General features: G+C 60.5%; 22 protein-coding genes and 1 pseudogene. 12 read left to right on the top strand and 11 right to left on the bottom strand.

Annotation, left to right across the window (positions count from 1 at the left end):
* Positions 1-10: 10 nt before the first annotated feature.
* Positions 11-565, bottom strand: a complete 555-nt coding sequence (locus H096_RS22840; protein WP_033901600.1) for a hypothetical protein — start codon at positions 563-565, stop codon at positions 11-13.
* Between the two features lie 72 nt (positions 566-637).
* Positions 638-2,446, bottom strand: a complete 1,809-nt coding sequence (locus H096_RS22835) for a monovalent cation:proton antiporter-2 (CPA2) family protein (protein WP_033901599.1) — start codon at positions 2,444-2,446, stop codon at positions 638-640.
* A gap of 243 nt (positions 2,447-2,689) precedes the next feature.
* Between H096_RS22835 and H096_RS33535 the strand changes: the two genes are divergently transcribed.
* Genes H096_RS33535 through H096_RS22820 form a run of 3 tightly spaced genes read left to right on the top strand, consistent with a single transcriptional unit; the run spans position 2,690 to position 4,282 of the window.
* Positions 2,690-3,055: a type II toxin-antitoxin system RelE/ParE family toxin gene (locus tag H096_RS33535; RefSeq protein WP_082461780.1), complete on the top strand. Its 366-nt coding sequence runs from the start codon at positions 2,690-2,692 to the stop codon at positions 3,053-3,055.
* Positions 3,048-3,353 carry an XRE family transcriptional regulator gene (locus H096_RS22825; RefSeq protein WP_033901597.1) on the top strand — a complete coding sequence of 102 codons (306 nt, stop codon included), beginning with the start codon at positions 3,048-3,050 and terminating at the stop codon, positions 3,351-3,353. The genes H096_RS33535 and H096_RS22825 overlap by 8 nt, the downstream gene beginning before the upstream one ends.
* A 32-nt stretch (positions 3,354-3,385) precedes the next feature.
* Positions 3,386-4,282 (top strand): LysR family transcriptional regulator, encoded by an 897-nt coding sequence (locus H096_RS22820; protein WP_241495535.1) that lies wholly within the window; start codon positions 3,386-3,388, stop codon positions 4,280-4,282.
* On the opposite strand, the gene H096_RS22815 is transcribed toward H096_RS22820, so the two are convergent.
* The 5 genes from H096_RS22815 to H096_RS22795 all read right to left on the bottom strand — a co-directional run bounded on the left by H096_RS22815 (position 4,272) and on the right by H096_RS22795 (position 9,487).
* Entirely contained in the window at positions 4,272-4,673 is a 402-nt protein-coding gene (locus H096_RS22815; protein WP_033901594.1) for a RidA family protein, read from the bottom strand. The genes H096_RS22820 and H096_RS22815 overlap by 11 nt on opposite strands.
* An 82-nt stretch (positions 4,674-4,755) precedes the next feature.
* Complete coding sequence (locus H096_RS22810) at positions 4,756-5,658, bottom strand: EamA family transporter (RefSeq protein ID WP_033901593.1); 903 nt, start codon at positions 5,656-5,658, stop codon at positions 4,756-4,758.
* A gap of 53 nt (positions 5,659-5,711) precedes the next feature.
* On the bottom strand, positions 5,712-7,616 hold the full coding sequence (gene asnB / locus H096_RS22805; protein ID WP_033901591.1) for an asparagine synthase (glutamine-hydrolyzing): 1,905 nt from the start codon (positions 7,614-7,616) through the stop codon (positions 5,712-5,714).
* Positions 7,617-7,661: 45 nt separating this feature from the next.
* Positions 7,662-8,621, bottom strand: coding sequence for a diiron oxygenase (locus H096_RS22800; protein ID WP_033901590.1), 960 nt, complete (start codon positions 8,619-8,621; stop codon positions 7,662-7,664).
* 80 nt (positions 8,622-8,701) lie between these two features.
* Complete coding sequence (locus H096_RS22795; RefSeq protein ID WP_033901589.1) at positions 8,702-9,487, bottom strand: crotonase/enoyl-CoA hydratase family protein; 786 nt, start codon at positions 9,485-9,487, stop codon at positions 8,702-8,704.
* Positions 9,488-9,594: 107 nt separating this feature from the next.
* Between H096_RS22795 and H096_RS22790 the strand changes: the two genes are divergently transcribed.
* The 3 genes from H096_RS22790 to H096_RS22780 all read left to right on the top strand — a co-directional run bounded on the left by H096_RS22790 (position 9,595) and on the right by H096_RS22780 (position 13,413).
* Positions 9,595-10,392: a helix-turn-helix transcriptional regulator gene (locus H096_RS22790; RefSeq protein WP_033901588.1), complete on the top strand. Its 798-nt coding sequence runs from the start codon at positions 9,595-9,597 to the stop codon at positions 10,390-10,392.
* 103 nt (positions 10,393-10,495) lie between these two features.
* A complete protein-coding gene (locus tag H096_RS22785; protein ID WP_033901587.1) occupies positions 10,496-12,049 on the top strand; it encodes a DUF726 domain-containing protein in 1,554 nt (517 codons plus the stop codon).
* Between the two features lie 41 nt (positions 12,050-12,090).
* Positions 12,091-13,413 carry an Nramp family divalent metal transporter gene (locus H096_RS22780; RefSeq protein WP_033901586.1) on the top strand — a complete coding sequence of 441 codons (1,323 nt, stop codon included), beginning with the start codon at positions 12,091-12,093 and terminating at the stop codon, positions 13,411-13,413.
* A 24-nt stretch (positions 13,414-13,437) separates the two neighbouring features.
* Here the strand turns inward: H096_RS22780 and H096_RS22775 are convergent, their stop codons facing one another.
* The 3 genes from H096_RS22775 to H096_RS22765 all read right to left on the bottom strand — a co-directional run bounded on the left by H096_RS22775 (position 13,438) and on the right by H096_RS22765 (position 15,245).
* Positions 13,438-13,815, bottom strand: coding sequence for a type II toxin-antitoxin system VapC family toxin (locus tag H096_RS22775; RefSeq protein ID WP_033901585.1), 378 nt, complete (start codon positions 13,813-13,815; stop codon positions 13,438-13,440).
* On the bottom strand, positions 13,812-14,171 hold the full coding sequence (locus H096_RS22770; protein WP_237142483.1) for a type II toxin-antitoxin system Phd/YefM family antitoxin: 360 nt from the start codon (positions 14,169-14,171) through the stop codon (positions 13,812-13,814). The genes H096_RS22775 and H096_RS22770 overlap by 4 nt, the downstream gene beginning before the upstream one ends.
* A 141-nt stretch (positions 14,172-14,312) precedes the next feature.
* Positions 14,313-15,245, bottom strand: a complete 933-nt coding sequence (locus tag H096_RS22765) for a LysR family transcriptional regulator (protein WP_033901613.1) — start codon at positions 15,243-15,245, stop codon at positions 14,313-14,315.
* A 118-nt stretch (positions 15,246-15,363) separates the two neighbouring features.
* Here H096_RS22765 and H096_RS22760 point away from each other — a divergent pair, with 118 nt between their 5' ends.
* From H096_RS22760 to H096_RS33530, 3 genes are all read left to right on the top strand, one after another.
* The gene (locus H096_RS22760; RefSeq protein WP_033901583.1) at positions 15,364-15,852 is read left to right on the top strand and encodes a DMT family transporter; all 489 of its coding nucleotides are present in this window, start codon (positions 15,364-15,366) and stop codon (positions 15,850-15,852) included.
* Positions 15,853-15,856: 4 nt separating this feature from the next.
* A complete protein-coding gene (locus H096_RS22755; protein WP_033901582.1) occupies positions 15,857-16,309 on the top strand; it encodes a DMT family transporter in 453 nt (150 codons plus the stop codon).
* A gap of 89 nt (positions 16,310-16,398) precedes the next feature.
* Positions 16,399-16,569, top strand: a complete 171-nt coding sequence (locus H096_RS33530; RefSeq protein WP_016977247.1) for a metallothionein — start codon at positions 16,399-16,401, stop codon at positions 16,567-16,569.
* A 29-nt stretch (positions 16,570-16,598) separates the two neighbouring features.
* Here H096_RS33530 and H096_RS22750 read toward each other — a convergent pair whose 3' ends face one another.
* A complete protein-coding gene (locus H096_RS22750; protein ID WP_033901581.1) occupies positions 16,599-16,871 on the bottom strand; it encodes a hypothetical protein in 273 nt (90 codons plus the stop codon).
* A 146-nt stretch (positions 16,872-17,017) separates the two neighbouring features.
* Here H096_RS22750 and H096_RS22745 point away from each other — a divergent pair, with 146 nt between their 5' ends.
* The 3 genes and pseudogenes from H096_RS22745 to H096_RS22740 form a co-directional block, all read left to right on the top strand.
* Positions 17,018-17,782 carry a helix-turn-helix transcriptional regulator gene (locus H096_RS22745; RefSeq protein ID WP_033901612.1) on the top strand — a complete coding sequence of 255 codons (765 nt, stop codon included), beginning with the start codon at positions 17,018-17,020 and terminating at the stop codon, positions 17,780-17,782.
* Between the two features lie 90 nt (positions 17,783-17,872).
* Complete coding sequence (locus tag H096_RS33525; RefSeq protein ID WP_080642457.1) at positions 17,873-18,046, top strand: DUF1427 family protein; 174 nt, start codon at positions 17,873-17,875, stop codon at positions 18,044-18,046.
* Positions 18,047-18,076: 30 nt separating this feature from the next.
* Positions 18,077-18,541, top strand: a pseudogene (locus H096_RS22740) (zinc-binding alcohol dehydrogenase family protein); the annotation flags it as partial.
* Positions 18,542-18,590 lie beyond the last annotated feature (49 nt).

The following is an 18,590-nucleotide window of genomic DNA, read 5'->3' as shown; positions in this document are numbered from 1 at the left end:
CGCCGTAGGGTTATTTGCCGCCGGTAATCTGCTTCACCAACGCCGCATGCCCCTTGGCATCATCCGCCCGCGAAATCGCCTGGATCACCAGCAGGTGATTACCCGAACCACCGAGGAACGTGGAGTTCAGCGTTTTGCCGCCGCCTTGGGTGGCGGTGCTGTCCACCTGGCGCAGGCCCAGGCCCTTGAACGTCAGTTTTTTCTCGCTCTGTTTCTTGAAGTCAGGCAGCGCTGCGCTCTGGTCCTTGACGAACCCGGCTACGGCGCCATCAAGGAATTGCGCGTCGTTATCGCCGATGGTTACCCCGTCGTTACGCACGGTTTCGGCGACGATCACCACACTTTTCGTGGTCTGGTTGGCATACATCGTACCCTGGGTGTCAGCGGTGCCATCCTCGGCCTTGCCAGCCGGCAGGGTGTCGGCGGCGTAGGCCTTGGGCAGGTTGAAGGTGAACTTGCCACCCAAGGTGGAGATGGTTTGCGTGGTCGGCTTGGACGCGGCGAATGCGCTGCCGGCAGTCAATGCGAGGGCCAGCAGGACGGCAGTCTTGGTGAAAGTGGCCATGAAGCGCTCCAGGGGTGAACGAAATTGCGCCGTATTCTGTCAGAAAAATCGCAAAATCGTTCACTCATAGCCTCACACCTTGTCGGACTCTTCCTCAAGTCGGTCCATCTCAAACAGCCGCGCCAGTTCTGCCCGGGCTTCCTGGGCGGTTTGCATCACTTTGGCGGCATCGTCGTAAACCGCATGTTGCGCGGCGAGCACTTGCAGGTCGTGGTTCTTGAAGCGGGTGATGCGCGCATCGGCCTGGGCCTGGCTCAACCCCAGGCCGACCAGGGTGCGACGGCTCATCTCCAGGCTGGAGTAGAACGTCTCACGAATCGGTGACGCGTCCAGGTCCACCAGGCGGTGCACGTGCTGACGGTTACGGGCGCGGGCGATGATTTTCATGTGCGGGTAGAGGTTGCGCACCAGCTCAGCGGTCTTGATGTTGATTTCCGGGTCGTCCATGGCGATTACGAAGAACTCCGCCTGGTCGACTTTGGCCGCATGCAGGATCTCGGGGCGTTGCGGGTCGCCATAGAACACCGGCATGCCGCCGAAGCTGCGGGTCAGTTCGATGGTTTCCACCGAGGTGTCCAGGGCAATGAACGAGATGTTCTGCGCACGCAGGATCCGCGCGACGATCTGGCCCATACGGCCCATGCCGGCGATGACCACGCGGGGCGCGTCGCTTTCGATGGTGCGGTATTCCTCGGGGATTTCCACCGGCTTGACCTTGGGCTTGAACAGCTTCGGGCACACCAGCAACAGCAGCGGCGTTACGGCCATGGAGAGGGTGATGGTCAGGACCAGGATGTCGTACAGGTGCGGTTCGAACAGGCCTTGATCGCGGCCGATCTTGAACACCACGAAGGCGAACTCACCACCTGCCGCCAGCACCACGCCCAGGCGCAGGGCGCTTTCGCGATTGAGGTCGCCCACCAGCCGGCCTACGGCGTAGAGCAAGGGCAGCTTCAAGCCGATCAGCAGCAGCGTCAGGCCGATCACCACCAGCGGCGAGCTGAGCAACAGGCTGAGGTTGGCGCCCATGCCCACGCTGATGAAAAACAGGCCCAGCAGCAGGCCCTTGAACGGTTCGATCTGAGATTCCAGTTCGTGGCGGTATTCCGAGTCCGCCAGCAACAGGCCGGCGAGGAAGGCGCCGAGGGCCATGGACACGCCCACCAGCTCCATCAACCAGGCCGTGCCAATCACCACCAACAGTGCGGTGGCGGTGGACACTTCGCGCAGGCCGGTCTTGGCGACGATGCGAAACACCGGCCGCAACAGGTAGCGTCCGCCGATGATCACCACCGCGATGCTGCCGAGAATCTGCAACACATGTTGCAGGCCCTGGGCTTCGGTGGTCGGGTGATCGCTGCCGGCCAGCAACGGCACCATGGCGATCAGCGGAATCGCGGCGATGTCCTGAAACAGCAATATCGCAAAGGCCAGGCGGCCGTGGGGCTGGTTCAGTTCCTTACGCTCGGCCAGGCTTTGCAGGCCAAACGCGGTGGACGATAGGGCCAGGCCCAGGCCGAGCACGATCGCACTGTTCCACGACTGGCCAAACAGCCACAACGCCACCACGCCCATCACCAGGCCCGTCAGCAGCACCTGCGCCAGGCCGACGCCAAACACCGCCTTGCGCATCACCCATAAACGCTTGGGCGACAATTCCAGGCCGATGATGAACAGCAACAACACCACGCCCAGCTCGGAAAACTGCGCGACGCTTTGCGGGTTGCCGACCAAACCCAGCACCGACGGGCCGATGATCACACCGGCGAACAGATAGCCCAGCACCGCGCCCAGTTGCAGGCGCTTGGCCAGGGGCACGGTCAGCACGGCGGCGAGCAGGAACACCACCGCTGCTTGTAACAGGTTGCCTTCATGGGGCATTGCGAACTCCAGGATCTTTAAAACTAATCAACTGGGGGGTATTAGAGCGCTTTTTACATTTCGAAAATTGTGTTTTTGCTGAGCATGGGTGCGATAACGCGGCGATTTTATAAGGTGCTGAGTGCTCTGGTCTTCTATCCGAAGGATGTACAAACAATTTCCCAGCGCCCACGGGTGGAAGCCCTAGCACTTTATCTCCTAGTTTTAGGCTCTTGAGTTTATATTCCTTGGATGGCATATTTCATGAGCTGGGACGTTGAATACACGGATGAATTCGGAGACTGGTGGGATGACTTGGGAACAAAGGAACAAATTTCCGTTTCCGCCAGCGTTGATTTACTGGGGCTTTTAGGGCCCAGATTGGGCTTTCCCCACAGCAGCGATATCAAGGGATCCCGGCATGGCAACCTGCGGGAACTGCGCATACAGCATGCAGGGCGGCCATTTCGAGTGTTGTATGCCTTTGATCCACGACGATGCGCGGTGTTGCTGATCGGTGGTGACAAGACAGGACGGCATCGATGGTATGAGGAACACGTCCTGTTGGCTGAAAAGCTGTATGACGTGCATTTGGACACTTTGCGTAAAGAGGGCCGTAAACATGGCTAAGAAATTCGCTGAACTGCAAGCGCGCATGACACCGGAGTCCCGTGCCGAAGCCAAGCTGTTGTTCCAGCAGCACCTGCAGGAAATGCCACTGCATGAGTTGCGCAAAGCTCAGCAGCTAAGCCAGGCGAGTCTGGCGAAAGCACTGAACATCAACCAGGCGGCCGTCTCCAAGATGGAGCGGCGAACCGACATGTACATCAGCACGTTGCGCGACTATATCCGCGCGATGGGCGGCGAGTTGGAGATTATTGCGACGTTTCCCGATGGCCAGGTCAAGATCGAGAACTTTGCTTACTGAAAGCGCTTGTAGCTATCCAGAAGGTCATCCTTGTGAACCAACTTCTCGCCATGCGCGCCTTTGTTCGCGTCGTCGAAACCAGCTCATTCAGTCGTGCATCCGACCAGTTGGCACTGCCGCGCTCCACCGTGAGCAAGCTGATCACCGACCTTGAGAAACACCTGGGCATCAAGCTGATGCACCGCACCACGCGGGCTATGGCGCCCACGTCCGAGGGATTGGAGTATTACCAACATGCCCGGCGCCTGGTCGCAGAGTTGGACGAAGTGGACAGCGCCATTCGCGGGCAAGTCCTCAAGCCCCGCGGGCATCTGCGGGTCGATGCACCGGCGTCGTTTGCCAATTGCCTGCTGATTCCGGCGCTGGTGGATTTTCATCGCGAGTGTCCCGATATCACCATCGCCTTGGGTATCAGTGATCGCGCGGTGAACATTGTGGGGGAGGGTGTGGATTGCGTGATCCGTGCCGGCAAGCTGGATGACATGGCGATGATCGGGCGCAAGGTGACCGACCTGGAATATTTGACCTGCGCGGCCCCTGATTACCTGGAGCGCCGAGGTGTGCCGGTTTCCCCGGAGGATCTGGCGCTCAACCACCTCAAGGCCGGCTATTTTTTTGCCGGATCTGGTAAAGCGGAGCCACTGATTTTCGAACAGGGCGACAGGCGTATTGAAGTGGGCGATTGCGCCTATTCCACCAATGAAGGCAACGGCCTCAAGGAAATGCTGCTCGCCGGCCTGGGCGTCGGGCAGCATTTCAAAGCCATCGTTCAGTACTACGTGGACAACGGTCAATTGGTCAGTGTGTTGCCGCAGTGGTCGCGTCCGGCTACGCCGCTGCACATCCTCTATCCACCCAATCGCCACCAGAGCGCGCGGCTCAAGGTATTTGTCGAGTGGGTGATTCGCAGGTTCGGGGTCAGGGAATGATCGCAATCACGCGGATTTCCACGCGCATGGTCGGCAGGCCCAGGGCCTCTACGCCGACTTGCGTCCAGATCGGCGCATGGTCGGGCATGTACTGGCGGTAGTGCTTGACCATCGCCTCGTTGACCTCGGGCGGGAAACCACCGACGTGGTAGGAGTTGACGTGAATCACGTGCTCCCAACTGGCGCCGGCAGTCGCGAGGGTGCGTTCCAGGTTGTGGAACGCCTGGGCGATCTCGTCGGCCAGGTCGGCGGGGATCTGGAACTCATCGTCCCAGCCCCCTTGGCCTGAGGTTTCCACGCGATTACCGACTTTTACCGCTTGCGAGTAATGCAGGTGCTCGCGCATGTAATCGCCGTAGCCGGGAGTGACAAAAAATTCAGGCGTGCTCATGGTATTTCCTTCGGTTCAGTACAGGACTGGACCCAGGCTAAAGCACTCAATACACGAACAAAATCTCGAATTTATGTCATGACTATCTATCCATATGGACAATCGGCTGCGATTCCACGGGCGCGAGGTTGGCTGGCCTGCGGTACAGCCCCACCGCCAACCCGACGATGATGATCCCGATCGAGATCAGGTTCGGCGTGGAAATGCGCTCATCCAGAATCAGCATCGAACTGGTGATGCCGAATACCGGAATCAGCAACGACAGCGGCGCCACGGTGGACACCGGGTACAGCTTGAGCAACGAGTTCCAGCCCCAGTAGGCGAAGTGCGTGGCCAGGTACACCTGGAACAGGATCGACAAAACCGCCGTCAGGTCGAGGCTGGCCTGCAAACCTTCGAACGCGGCGCTGCCGTGCATCAACCAGGCCGTGAGGAACAGCGGGATCGGCGGGATCAGGCTGGCCCACACCATGAACGAGAAGATCTCCTTGACCCCGGATTTCTTGATGATCACGTTGCCGACGCTCCAGGCCACCGCGCTGAGCACGATCAGCATGACGCCCAGCACCGCATGGTTGCCTTCCTGGGTCGAGATGATCCCCGCCAGGCCGATCAAGGCCAGCACGGCGCCGAGCATCTGCGCGCCACGGATCTTTTCCTTGAACAGCAAAAAGCCCCAGCCCATGGTGAAGAACACGCTGAGCTGGATAATCAACGAGGCGATACCGGGGCTCACGCCCACTTGGATGCCATAGTTGATCACGCCCCACATGCCCAGCCCGAAGATGAAGCCATAGGCGGCCACGTAGCTGAACTTGACGGCGGGACGTTTGATAAAGAACACCAGCGGCAGGGCGGCGAGGGCAAAGCGGATACCCGTGAGTACAAACGGGTCGATGGCACGCAGGCCGAGCTTGGTGATGGGGAAATTGACCCCCCATACCAGGGTGACGAGCACAGCAAGAGACAGATGTTTTTTCAGCATGGACCCTCCTTGGGTCAGGCGGCACACCGCAATCGCGAGGTGCCGCCGGGAAGTCAATTCAAGGCGAAGCGTTTTTGCATCAGGCACAGCCCGGCGATTTCCATCAGCAGGTTATCTGCCGAGGCGCGCTGTGCGGTGGACAGGCTTGGCAAGGTTGCCAGCAAGGCGCGTACTTTACGCGGATCGAAGAACGGCACGTTGTGCAATGCCGGGCCGCTCAACACATCGTTGATCATTTCATACAGCTTCGATTGCGGGCTTTCGGATGCCGGTGGAGCGCGGAAGTATTGCTTTTTGCGGTCCAACACGGCCTGCGGCACGTAAGGGCGCATGGCTTCGCGCAAGGCGTATTTCTCGGTGGCGCCGCGCACTTTCATGTTCACCGGCAGGCGGCACGCGGCCTCGATCACTTGGTGATCGAGCAGCGGCGGGCGGCCTTCCAGGCTGCCGGCCATTTCCATGCGGTCGCCCAGGGAGGTGAGTACCACGTTGGGCAGGCTGGACTTGGCGACCATGTACAGCGAACGGTTGACCGGTTCCCAGCCGTTGAGCGCCCGTGGGCTCAGGCGGTCGTAGAACTCACGATAGGCATCGGTGTTGCTGAAACGCTCACGGAAGTCATCGCTGTACAACTGCGCCAGGGGGCCGAACAACGCAGACTGCGTTTGCAGCCAGGACACGCCGTGGCCCAGTTCGTCCTGCACCCATTTCACATCATTCTTGCCGCCGGGCAGGTAGCGATCTTCGCCGGCATGCAGGCGCCGGGTCAGTTCGGCAATCGCCGTCGGGTCCTGGTTTTCGTGGTTGTACAACACCATGTCGCGACGATAGTGCGGGTAGCCGCCGAAGACTTCGTCGGCACCTTCACCGGTCAGTACGGCGCGCATGCCCTGGTTTTGCACGTATTTGCACAGCAGGTACTTGGCCACGCTGTGAGCGTTGGCGAAGGGCATTTCGGCGTGCCACAGGGCATTTTCGAAGTTATCCGCCATGTCGGAAGAGTTCACCGACAGCACGTTGAGGTGAGCACGGTTGTGTCGGGCGGCAACTTCAGCGAATTGGCGCTCGTCGTAGGCCTGCTCGCCTTCGAAGGACAGGTGGAATGCCTGCAATGGCTGACCCGTCAGCTCGGTGGCAATTCCCAGCATGGCCGATGAATCGAGGCCGCCACTGAGGCACACGCCGACCGGTACATCGGCATGCAGGCGCAGGCGCACGGACTCTTCGATGGTGCTGCGCAGGGACTCGATCATCTCGGCTTCGCTGCGCTGTTCGGTGTCCTGGGCATCCGGGAAGTCCCAGTCCCAGTACTGCTCGGTCTGCAGGCCGCTTTCATCGGCGATGATCCAGCAACCCGGTTTCACGCTGCGAATGTTGTTGAAGACGGTACGGTCGCGCAGGATAAAACCGCGATTGGCGTAGGCTTCGTGGTCCCACTGCGCGGGCACGCCGGCGGCGAGCAAGGCTTTGATCTCGGAGGCGAAGTACCAGGCACCTTCATGCTCGGTGTAGTACAGCGGCTTGACGCCCACCCGGTCACGCACGGCAAACAGCTTTTTGCGCAGGCGATCGAAGATCAGGATGGTGAACTCGCCGCGCAGTTGCTTGAGGCCACGTACGCCATGGCGACGGTACAGGTGCATGGCGATTTCGCTGTCGGACGAGGTCTTGAAGCGGCATCCGTAGCTTTCCAGTTCGGCGCGGATGCGTTGATAGTCATAGAACTCGCCGTTGACCATCATCACCAGATCGCCTTCGTCGGCCACGATAGGCTGGGTGCCGTTACCCAGGCCGACCAGGCCCAGGCGCACATAACCAAAGGCGGCCTGGCCGTTGGGGTCGAACCACTGGCTGGAGCTGTCCGGGCCGCGATGATGGATTGCACGCAGGGCGGCATCGAACATGTTCGGGTTGAACGCACGAGGTTGTTTGGCAAAGACGCCAATGTATCCACACATGACAATTACTCTATTGAATTTGTATTGGTCAGCGGCACGCTGGTTTTAAACGGTGGTGGCCGGTTCGCTCATCACTGGCAGCTCGGGCAGCACCGCTTCGGGGTGTATGCCAATGGAGCTGAGGATCTCGGGCATGGCCGAGTAGTCCGCTTCGCCGGTCTCGGTAAATTGAGTCGGTAGCAGCAGCGATTGATCGCCGAACACTTCGAGCAGTTGCGGCAGGATGATTCGCCACGCCGAAATCTCGCGCATCGGGAAGATTCGGATCGAGTTGGCGATGCCGCGGGTGAACAAGGCGGTTTGCTGCGCGGTGAAGTCACCGACCACCTGCTGCACGAACAGCGGGAAGATGTGCTTGTGCACCAGTTCGTCTTTTTTGTGCAGGGCCACCACGTGGCGGAACACCGGCTGGATGTCTGGCGCGTCGCTGAGGTCGGCCAGGTAGTCGCTGATAAACGTCTCCGAGACCAGCGAGAAGGCCAGGCGGTAGATCTTGAAGTCCGCCTCGGACAGGGTGGCCTGGGCCTGGCTCAGGTGGCGGGTCAGTTCCAGCTCCGGCCATTTGATGCGCATGCCGCGCTGAGTGATGGCCAGTTCACACATGTTGATCGAAAACAGCGTGTGATAAGCCTCATCCGCCAGGGTTTCGGAAATCGTCGCGGCGCTGGCGGAGCTCAGGCGCGAGCCGAGCTGCAGCAGGTCGATGCAGGACGGGCAGATGATTTCGGTTTCGATGGCGATGGTTTTCTGGTTGTAGATCACCCAGCCGGCCGACAGGATCAGCAGCTTCAGGGCGTGGGGGTATTGCTGGTAATGCGGATCATGGGCGAAAGGTAACAGGGCCTCGAGAAAGTCCGGCGCCTGCAGGTCAAGCTGGATATCCGGGCGCTGGGAATCGAGCTTGATCTGTGCGCGTTTGTGCCAGCTGCGTTCGATTTTGATCAATCGTTCATCGGTCGCGTCATTGCTGCGATAAAGATCGTCTTGAGTGCTGTGCTGAAACATGGTTTCACCGGGTTGATAGTGAGTTGTGAAGGCCATCCATGGTTTGCCGAGGTGCGCTCGGCAACGTTCACGACCGGGAGTTACACCGCTGGCGCGGTTTGGATCTTGTCCTTCTTGCGATCCAGAAAGTCCGCCAGGCGATCCTGTGTGCGGATGTCGGAAGACACCACGGCGGCAATCAAGGCTTCCGTCATCAGGCCGTCCTGCTGGCTTTGATCGACAATACGCGGCAGCACGTGGGTCACTGCGTAGTTGGTCATGGGCAGGTTGCCGGCGATCTTGTGCGCCAACTCGGTGGCCTTGAGCACCGCCTGGCCGACCGGCACCAGGTACTGGGCCACGCCGCGCTCATAGCTTTCCTTGGCGTAGAGCGTGCGGCCGGTGAGCATCATGTCGGTCATCAAGGCGATGCCGGCGATGCGTGGGAAGCGCACCGAGGCGCCGACACCCACATACAGGCCGCGCATGGCTTCGGGCAGCGAGAAGAAGGCGCTGTCATCCACCACGCGCAGGCTGCAAGCGGTGGCGATCTCCAGGCCACCACCGATGGCGGCACCGGTAATGGCGGCGACGACGGGCACCTTGCCGAACTGGATCAGTTCGAAGGTCTTGTGCCATTCGCGGAAGGCCTGGACGTTATCGATCACCGACTGGTCGCGGATTTCCGACAAGTCCAACCCCGTGCAGAAATGCTGGCTGGTGCTGTAGAGCACCGCGGCACCAATGCCTTCAGGCATGTTGGTAAAGGTTTCGCGCAGTTCGTGCATGACTTCCAGAGACATGGCGTTTCGCTTCTGCGGGCGGTTGAGACCCACCATCAGAACGGCGCCGTCTACTCGTACGTCCAAGTAGTTTTTGACACTCATTTTCCGAATATCCCTTCGAGATGAACCCAACTTGGGGAGCGACGATTCTAGGTGGCAGAGTAATGGCCCGCTTGCTATGTCAGGTCATACTTTGACAAAATCGGGCCATGCCGCCGACCTTTACCTATTCTCCTTACGAACCCGATAGCCCCGAAGCGGTGGTGACGCTGCGCGAGTACCCGTCCGGCACGGTGTTTCCGCGTCATACCCACCGGCGTGGGCAGTTCGCCTATGCGTCCACCGGCGCATTGAAAATGTTCACTGACCTCTGTAATTGGGTCGTGCCGCCGCAGCGCGCCATCTGGGTGCCGGGCGGGGTGTCCCACGAGATGCACATGCGCGGCGATGTGGTGATGCTCAATACCTACCTGGACGACGATGCGGCCCGACGCGCAGGGTTGCAGGACTATTGCCAGGTATTTGGCGTCTCGCCACTGTTGCGCCATCTGCTGGAAGCGGCTTTGGCGATTGGGCCATCAGCCTCGCCCAGCGTGCGTGACCGTTGCGTGTTGACCCTGTTGATCGATGAAATCGGCGCCATGCCCGAGTTGCCCCTCAGTGCGCCGTTGCCCTCCGAAGCGCGTCTGGCCCGTTCTTGTCAGCGCTTCCTTGAGGCGCCGACGCAGAAGATCTCCATCTGCGAGATGGCCGACTGGTCGAGCATGAGCCGGCGCACCTTTACCCGTAACTTTCGTGAATGCACCGGCATGACCTTTGTGTCCTGGCGCCAGCAAGTGTGCCTGTTGGAGGCGACGGCGCGGCTCAGTCACGGCTCGTCCATCACCGATGTGGCGTTCGAGTTGGGGTTCAGCAGCTCCAGCGCGTTCACCTCAGTGTTCCGCCGCAACCTGGGCGATTCGCCGGCGCGCTATCTGGCCAAGTCCAAGGCGGCCTCCCTGTTTTGAAAGGACGAGGAGGCCAATGCGGTGCCTTTTCCCCCAGCGGTACCACGTTGAACCCCGGCCTTTGTTACTATCGCCGTCCCTTGTCACTAGGAGTCATTGCCCCATGCAGCACCAGTGGGATGAAATGCACCGCACCCGCAAGCCCACGTTCTTGATGTGTGGTGAGCCCCAGGGTGATGTGCTTAATCTCTATGTCCACGGTTATTCGGCGTTCTTCAACCGGCAACAGCTGGGCAGCTTCAAGGCACAGTTGGCGGGCATCGAAGGCTCGACCAACCTCATGCTGTTCTGGCCGGCGGGGCATTTCCTGGAAAACCTGTTCGCGCCGTTCAAGGACGTGATCGGCGCGATGCTCGGCGGCGGCAGCCTGGGTGCAGCCACTGTGGGCGTGGGCAAGGCGATTGCCTACTTTCTCGACCACTATAAAAGCGTCGAGGCGCGGGTAGATGAAGTTGCCAGGAGCCTGCTGCCGGAGCTGGCCGCCTACCTGCACGGTGAATCCCTTGAAGTGCGGCGCATCAACCTGATTGGCCATTCCCTGGGCGCGCGCATCCTGGTCAAGAGTTTGCTGGCCAGCCCTGATACCGCCCGCGAGCTGCCGTTGGACAACCTGCTGTTGATGGGTGGGGCGATCTGCACGTCCAGCCCGTGGGATGACGTGTCCGCGCCGCTAAAAGGCCGCGTGATCAATTGCCATTCCAGCAAAGACTGGGCCTTGGCCCTGAAACCGGATACTGAGCGTTGCATCGGCCGCTATGCCATTCCGGTAACGCCGGCGCTCAAGGCCAAGGTCACCAATGTGCACCTGGCGACCTTCGATCACGCGGCTTACTGGCCGCAGTTGCAGACGGTGGTGCAGTACACCGACCTGCTGCACGAGCGGCGCGGCATGATCCGCTCCGACCAGCGCAGCGCCGACGTGCGTTTTGCCGAAGAGGACGCGGACCTGTTCCCGGCGTTGGTCCAGGCGCGGCCTGAGGAGTTGAAGTTCTTCGCCGAGTTGATGGCGCAAAAACGCAGTGCATCCATAGACGCCAGCGTGCGCGAGCCGCTCAAGCTGGCCATCGAGTTGCAGCGCATGGGCGGCGATACCTTTATGAACCTGGCCCGTGGCCATGGCGTGAGTTATCGCCAGATCGCCGAAGATGTCGTGCAGCGGCTGGGTATCAAGTTCGATGAACCGCTCGATACCGTCGAATTGGCTGACCTTGAAACCCAGGTCGCCGAAAAACTCATCGAACAGTACAAAGACAAACTCAGCCATGCGGACCGGCTGGTGTTCGACGCGGAACTCAAAGCTGCCGCGCAAAAGGAGCAGGGGCTGTTCAGGCGTTTTGACGTGGGCCGGTCGGCCACCACCGCGTTGAGCGGTACAGCGCTGGCCGGGTTGACCGGTTTTATCCTGCGACGCGGTGCGGCCACGGCGATTCCGGTGGTGGGGCAGGCGGTAGCTGCGGCGATGCTGGTGGTGAGCGGCGTGCGCGCGTTTTCCGGCCCTGCGTATTCGATCACCACCCTGGCGGTGCTGGTGATCGGCGTGATTCGCCAGCGCATGGAGCGTGAAGCACTGAACCAGGAGATGGACCTGGTGGTGCAAGTGGTCGAGGCGTTCGACCTGCCACGGGACACGGTGATGCGCACGGTCGCGTCCGACTGATAAGCTGCGGCCTTATCTTGTGTGTTTGCCTGGGATACCGCGTGAAATTCAGCCTGCCAAAAATCGCCACCGCCCCGTTCTGCCCGCCGGAAGTGGCGGGTTCTGTCGCCGTTGATCCCAAGGCTTCGTTCTTTAAGCGCATCCTCATGTTTGCCGGGCCTGGGCTGCTGATCTCCATCGGCTACATGGACCCCGGCAACTGGGCCACGGCCATCGAGGCCGGCTCGCGCTACGGTTACAACCTGTTGTTTGTGGTGCTGCTGGCCAGCCTGGCAGGGATGGCGGTGCAGTGCCTGTGTTCAAGGTTGGGCATCGCCACCGGCAAGGACCTGGCGCAACTCTGCCGTGAGCGCTATAGCCAGCGGTCTGCACGCACCCAGTGGGTGCTGGCGGAAATCTCCATCATCGCCACCGACCTTGCCGAGGTGCTGGGCTGCGCCCTGGCATTCCACCTGCTGCTGGGGGTGTCGCTGACCACCGGCATTGTCATCACCGCCTTCGACACAGTGCTGATCCTGGCCCTGCAGAACCGGGGTTTCCGCCGTTTGGAAGCGATCATGCTGGCGCTGGTGGCGACCATCGGCGTGTGTTTCTTCATCGAACTGGTCCTGATCAAACCTTACTGGCCAGACGTGTTCAGTGGTTTCACCCCGTCACTGTCGGCCATCAGCGATGCTGCACCGCTGTATTTGGCCATCGGCATCCTCGGGGCCACGGTGATGCCTCATAACCTCTACCTGCACAGTTCCATCGTGCAAACCCGCCTGATCGGCAAGGACCTGGCCAGCAAACAGGACGCGGTCAAGTTGGCGCGTATCGACACCATCGGCTCGCTGGCCCTTGCCTTGTTGGTCAACGCCGCGATCCTGGTGCTCGCCGCCGCAGCTTTCCACAAGACTGGCCACACTGACGTGGTCGAGATCCAGGATGCCTATCACCTGCTTGATCCGCTGGTCGGCGGTGCCTTCGCCAGCATCCTGTTCGGCATTGCCTTGCTGGCCTCCGGGCAAAGCTCCACCTTTACCGGCACCATCGCCGGGCAGGTGATCATGGAGGGCTACCTCAACCTGCGCATTCCCTGCTGGCAACGGCGTTTGATCACCCGTGGCCTGGCGCTGATCCCGGCGTTTTTGGGGGTATGGCTGATGGGCGACGATGCCATCGGCAAGTTGCTGATCCTCAGCCAGGTGGTGCTCAGCCTGCAATTGCCGTTCGCGCTGTATCCGCTGATCCGCATGACCGGTGACAAGCAACTGATGGGGCCATTCGTGAATCGGCTGCCGACACGCTTGCTGGCGTGGTTTCTGTTTGCGGTGATCAGTGGGGCGAATGCCTGGTTGATAGGGCAGTGGGTGTTTGGGTAGGCGCACCGAAGCAATTGGGACGACTTACACCAGAATTGCCAGGGACGTGTATTGGGCGACCTGCGGATCGGCGGTCAATAGCTTCATGGGCTCGCTGATGGCGGTCGCAACGATGAGTCGATCAAACGGATCCTTGTGATGGTGCTCAAGGTCCTTGACCGCGATCGCATGTTCTGGAGTGATGGGCAGTTCGACGAATCCGCTTTCCAGGCAGTACTCACGGATTTCATCCAGATCGACGGTGAGTTTCCCCAGGCCGACCTTAATTGACAGCTCCCAGAATGTTGCAGCGCTGATGTAAATCTCTGCTGCGTTCTCAATCAGCTTCCTGGCTTTGCTGGATAGCTTAGGATCTTCACTCAGCGTCCAAAGCAGAATATGGGTATCCAGCAACATTCTCATAAGCGGTTGCCTTCGAAGGCATCCAGTAGGTCGTCAGGCAAGGGTGCATCGAAGTCTTCAGGAATGACGAGCTTGCCCTTCATTGCACCGATTCTCCGACCCTTGGATTTGCCGACGGGCACAAGCTGAGCCATCGCACGTCCATGCTTGGCAATGGTAATAATCTTGCCGGCGGCAGCTTCGTCAACCAGCTTCGACAGATTATTTTTCGCTTCGCCCAGAGGTACGGTCGTCATGTGGTTATCTCCATATTTTGGCCAAATATAGCCAAAACTACGTGCACTATCAAAGACGGCCAGACCGCTGGCTGAAGCAGTTCGCGCAGCGCGCGATATTTTGGGGTAAGTGAATTCCATGGCAGCTCTCTCAAAAAGATATCGTCAGAGTCTGCCGCAGCCTGCAGAGACCAGAAATACTGGCCCGGAAAATCAGAACGGACCTACCTATTTCTGTAAGGAAATTTCCTTCATAGCGACGTTCTTCTCGACTTGGAAAGGTCACCGATCCCAATACGGCACCGCTCCAAAACACTCCACAAAATAATCAATCACCGTGCGCACCTTCAGCGACAAGCGCCGGCTTCCCGGCCACAGCGCTGCAATTTGCTGGGGCTCCAATGTCGTCGCCACGTCGTACTCTGTCAGCACCGCCTGCAGAGTGCCCGCACGCAGACTGTCGCCGATCAACCAAGAGGGAAACACCACCAGCCCCAGCCCTTGTTCGGCGGCGAAGGTGAGCGTGTCGGCATGATTGCCGGTGATCGGGCCCTTGACGCTATAAGGTGTCCAGTCGCCCTGACCCTTGCGGAAGAACCAGCGTTGCTGGCCGGTAATGCCTTTGTAGGCCAGGCACTGGTGGTTGATCAGTTCGTCAGGATGTTGCGGTGTGCCATGTCGGGCCAGGTAGGCGGGGCTCGCGGCGATGCGAAAGCGTTGGGGCGCGAAGATGCGCGCCTGCATGCTGGAATCGTTGAGCACGCCGATCCGAAAAAGTAGATCGGTGCCGTCTTGCAGCGGGTCGACATAGGTGTCGGTTTGCTGGATATCCAGTTGCAGCCTCGGATAACGCCGGCACAACTCGCCCAGCCAAGGGGAGAGATGGCGCTGGCCGAACACCATCGGCGCATTGATGCGCACCAGGCCGCTGGGCTCGTTTTCCTGTTCCTGCAGCGCCTGGCCGGCGGCTTCCAGTTGTTCCAGCATCAAGCGCGCATGTCGTCCGAGCAAGCGCCCGGCCTCGGTGGGGCTGACGGCGCGGGTGTGACGGTAGAGCAATTGCTGGCCTAGGGCCTGTTCCATCAGCTGGATCTGCCGGGAGATGGAAGAGGGCGCCAGGCCCTCACGGCGTGCCACTTCGGAAAAGCTACCGAGGTCCAGCACGGCGACGAACAGGCGCAGTGCCTTGAAGCTCAGTTCATTCAAGCCTTGCATCATGCCTCCAGGCTGTGCGTTTTGCGCAAAGGTGTTGTTGGCATGCTCCCATTTATCGCACAGCACGGCCACCGGATAATGCGCGCCATCCAATCCTTTGTTGATGTGCAGGTGGTGTATGCAAGCAAGTTCCATCGAGGGCGTGGCGCCAGCCAAGCCGAAAAAAAACGGCCTGCGGCTACTGCTTTTGCCGCTGGTGATCCTGGCTGGCATGGGCCTGTCAGTTGAAGCCGGCCTGCTCGGGCCATTGGGTGTGCAGGTCGGGCATTTGTGGGCCACCTTGAGCATCTTTGGCGTGGGCTCGGCGATCCTGTTTCTACTGCTGTTGTTCAGTGGTCCGCGAAAGGGCCCGGCGTTGTCCGAGCTGCCGCGCTGGCAGTTGATCGGTGGTTTCCTGGGGCCGATCTACGTGGTGGTACTGACCCTGGCCACACCGCATATCGGTATTGCGATGACCATGATCGCGATTCTTTCGGGGCAAGTCGGCAAGAGCGTGCTGATCGACCATTTCGGCTGGTTCGGCGCGGCGCGCAAGCGGGTCAATGGCGAACGCTGGATTGCCTTGGCACTGATTGTGGTGGCACTTGTTCTGATTGCGAGAGGTTAAAGCGATGAACCTGATTTTGTTGCTGGTAGTGGTGGTCGCCGCAGGTGCGGTGTTGAGTGTGCAAGCCGCCATCAATGGTCGTTTGGGCCAGGCGGTGGGCGTGCTGCGTGGCAGCCTGGTGACCTTTGGCGTGGGGGCGATTGTCACTGCATTGATGATCTTGTTCTTTGAGCCGGCCCAGTCGATGAGCCTGCTGGATGTGCCGAAATGGCAGCTCACGGGCGCCTTGTTCGGTGTGGTGTACATGATGGTGATGGTCGGCGCGGTGCCTGTCGTCGGTACGGCGGTGGCGACGGTGGCGGTGATCGTCGGGCAATTGGGCATGGGCATGTTGATCGACAACTTCGGTTGGCTGGGCAATCCGGCGATTGAGTTGTCGGGTGCGCGGATCGTGGCGATGGTCTGCCTGGCCCTGGCGCTGCTGTTCATGTACCGCAGCAATACCCGCGCCGACTGACGGTTTGAACCATCGCCGGCGGGCCGCAGTCCTTCATTAAGGTGCCGGCGCCCGCCGCACCGGGACGACCACGAAAAAGGAGTCTGACCATGCCAGATAAAACCTGTGCCTGCCCACACTGCAAGTGTGTGCTGGGAGCTGACGCGGTAATGAAGGACGGCAAGGGTTATTGCTGTCAGGGCTGTGCGGAGCACCATGCCCATGGTGAGCCGTGTGCGGCGGCGACCGGGTGCGAATGCGCCAAGTCCGCCAAAGGCTGACGTGCTTGCGGGAGCCGGCCAGCCGGCTCCTATTGACGTTCGAGTTCGAGCCGCAGGCTATGGTCGGCCAGGTGTCGACGATGCTTGACCACGCCACGGGTGCGCCGTCCCTCCAGCGCAAACACCAACGTACGCGCATCACGTAGATCGTCCGGCAGCGGTTGGAATACCTTCAGTACCGTCCTGGTAGCTTGGTGTTGCAAGCTCACTTGGCATTCGACATGCCGGGTAATCGGCCCGAACAGGGTGTCCTGGGTGTAATCGATCCGTGCCTTGCCGTTGACCGACAGTATTGCATCCATGGTCTCTCTCCTTGATCAAGCCTGTAGCGCACGCTTCCGAGCTGCGCCGGTATAAGCCAATGATCTCCGTGGTCCGTAAAAATTCACTCGGATTGTCGAACGGTGGTCATTACCATGGCGGCTCACCCTTGATTGATGTGTACATCATGGCCCTGGCTGCGCCTCCCGACCTCAGTGATCACGCCGTCCCCGTGCAGCCCTTGGCGCGTACTTATCCGCGTGGGCTGTACGTTGAACCGCATAGCCATGACTGGGGCCAATTGCTCTATGCCATGAGCGGCGTGATGTGGGTCGAGACGCCGCACGAAGCCCTAGTGGTGCCGCCACAGCGTGCCGTCTGGCTGCCGCCGGGGGTGGAACATGGGATTCGCGTGGTGTCGGATTTGCAGATGCGCAACATCTACCTGCGCCCGGCCCTGGCAGCCACGTTGGACAGCCAGGTGCAGGTGATCGAAGTCGGTGGGTTATTGCGTGAGCTGATCGTCACACTGGTGGACGAGGGCGATAACGGCGATGTGGCGTATTACGAAGCGCTGGTCAGCCTGGCTTTGCTGGAGCTGCAGCGGGCGCGCCGTTCACCGATGCGCATCGCCATGCCGGTGGACGCCGACCGTCGATTGATCAGTGCGTGCCAGGCGGTCATGGCTGCGCCGTCCCTGGAGATCCCGTTCGAACAGCATGCCGAAGCTGCCGGCGCCAGTGTGCGTACCTTGTCGCGGCTGTTCCAGAATAACCTGGGCATGGGCTTTGCCGAATGGCGGCGCCAGGTGCAATTGGCCACGGCGGTGGCGGAGCTGATCCAAGGCCAGCCGATCAGTGCCATCGCACGTTCCCTCGGCTATTCCCCCAGCAGTTTCAGCGACATGTTTCGCCGCGAACTCGGCGTGGCGCCTTCGCAGTACGTCGGCTGACGGGTTTGGCCGAAATCCTGAAGCACTTGGCCGATGCTTCAGGATTCAGCGCTCTAGACTGAGCGCATCCACCCACAAGGCGCTGCCCCCATGAACTACCTGATTTCCCTCGCCATCGGCCTGTTTGTCGGCGTGATCTACGGCGCCTTGGATTTCCGTTCGCCCGCACCGCCGGCCATCGCCCTGGTGGGCCTGATGGGCATGCTGCTGGGTGAAAAGCTCTGGCCCATGGGCCGACAGCTGGTGGGCGCCTGGTTCTCCTGATCTCTCTCTTAACTTCGATGGATATTGGCCATGAAAGCACTGCAATTTTCCGCCACCGGCGACCTCGCCGCCCTGCGCTTCGTTGACGTCGCCACCCCGGTGCCGGCCGCCGGTGAAGTGCTGGTTCAAGTCAAGGCCGCCGGCCTCAACCCCAGCGACGTCAAAAACGTGCTCGGCCGCTTTCCCTACACCACCTTGCCGCGCATTCCCGGTCGCGATTTTGCCGGTGTGGTGGTGGAAGGGCCGCAGGCACTGCTGGGCCAGGAAGTCTGGGGTACCGGCCGCGACCTGGGCTTTTTCGCCGATGGCTCCCACGCCCAGTACCTCACCGTGTCGGCCAAGGGCGTGGCGCATAAGCCCAGCCATTTGAGTTTTGCCCAGGCCGCCAGCCTCGGTGTGCCCTATACCACCGCTTGGGATGCCCTGGAACGCAGTGGCGTGACCCAAGGCACGCGCCTGTTAGTGATTGGTGCTAATGGCGCGGTGGGCAGCGCGACCCCAATGTCATCAACCTAAGCTGCAGCCCTGCCCAAGGCAAGCCCCC

It is taken from the genome of Pseudomonas sp. FH1 (assembly GCF_000510895.2).
GTDB classification, from domain to species: Bacteria; Pseudomonadota; Gammaproteobacteria; order Pseudomonadales; family Pseudomonadaceae; genus Aquipseudomonas; species Aquipseudomonas azotoformans_A.
This window is presented reverse-complemented; position numbering and strand designations above follow the sequence as displayed.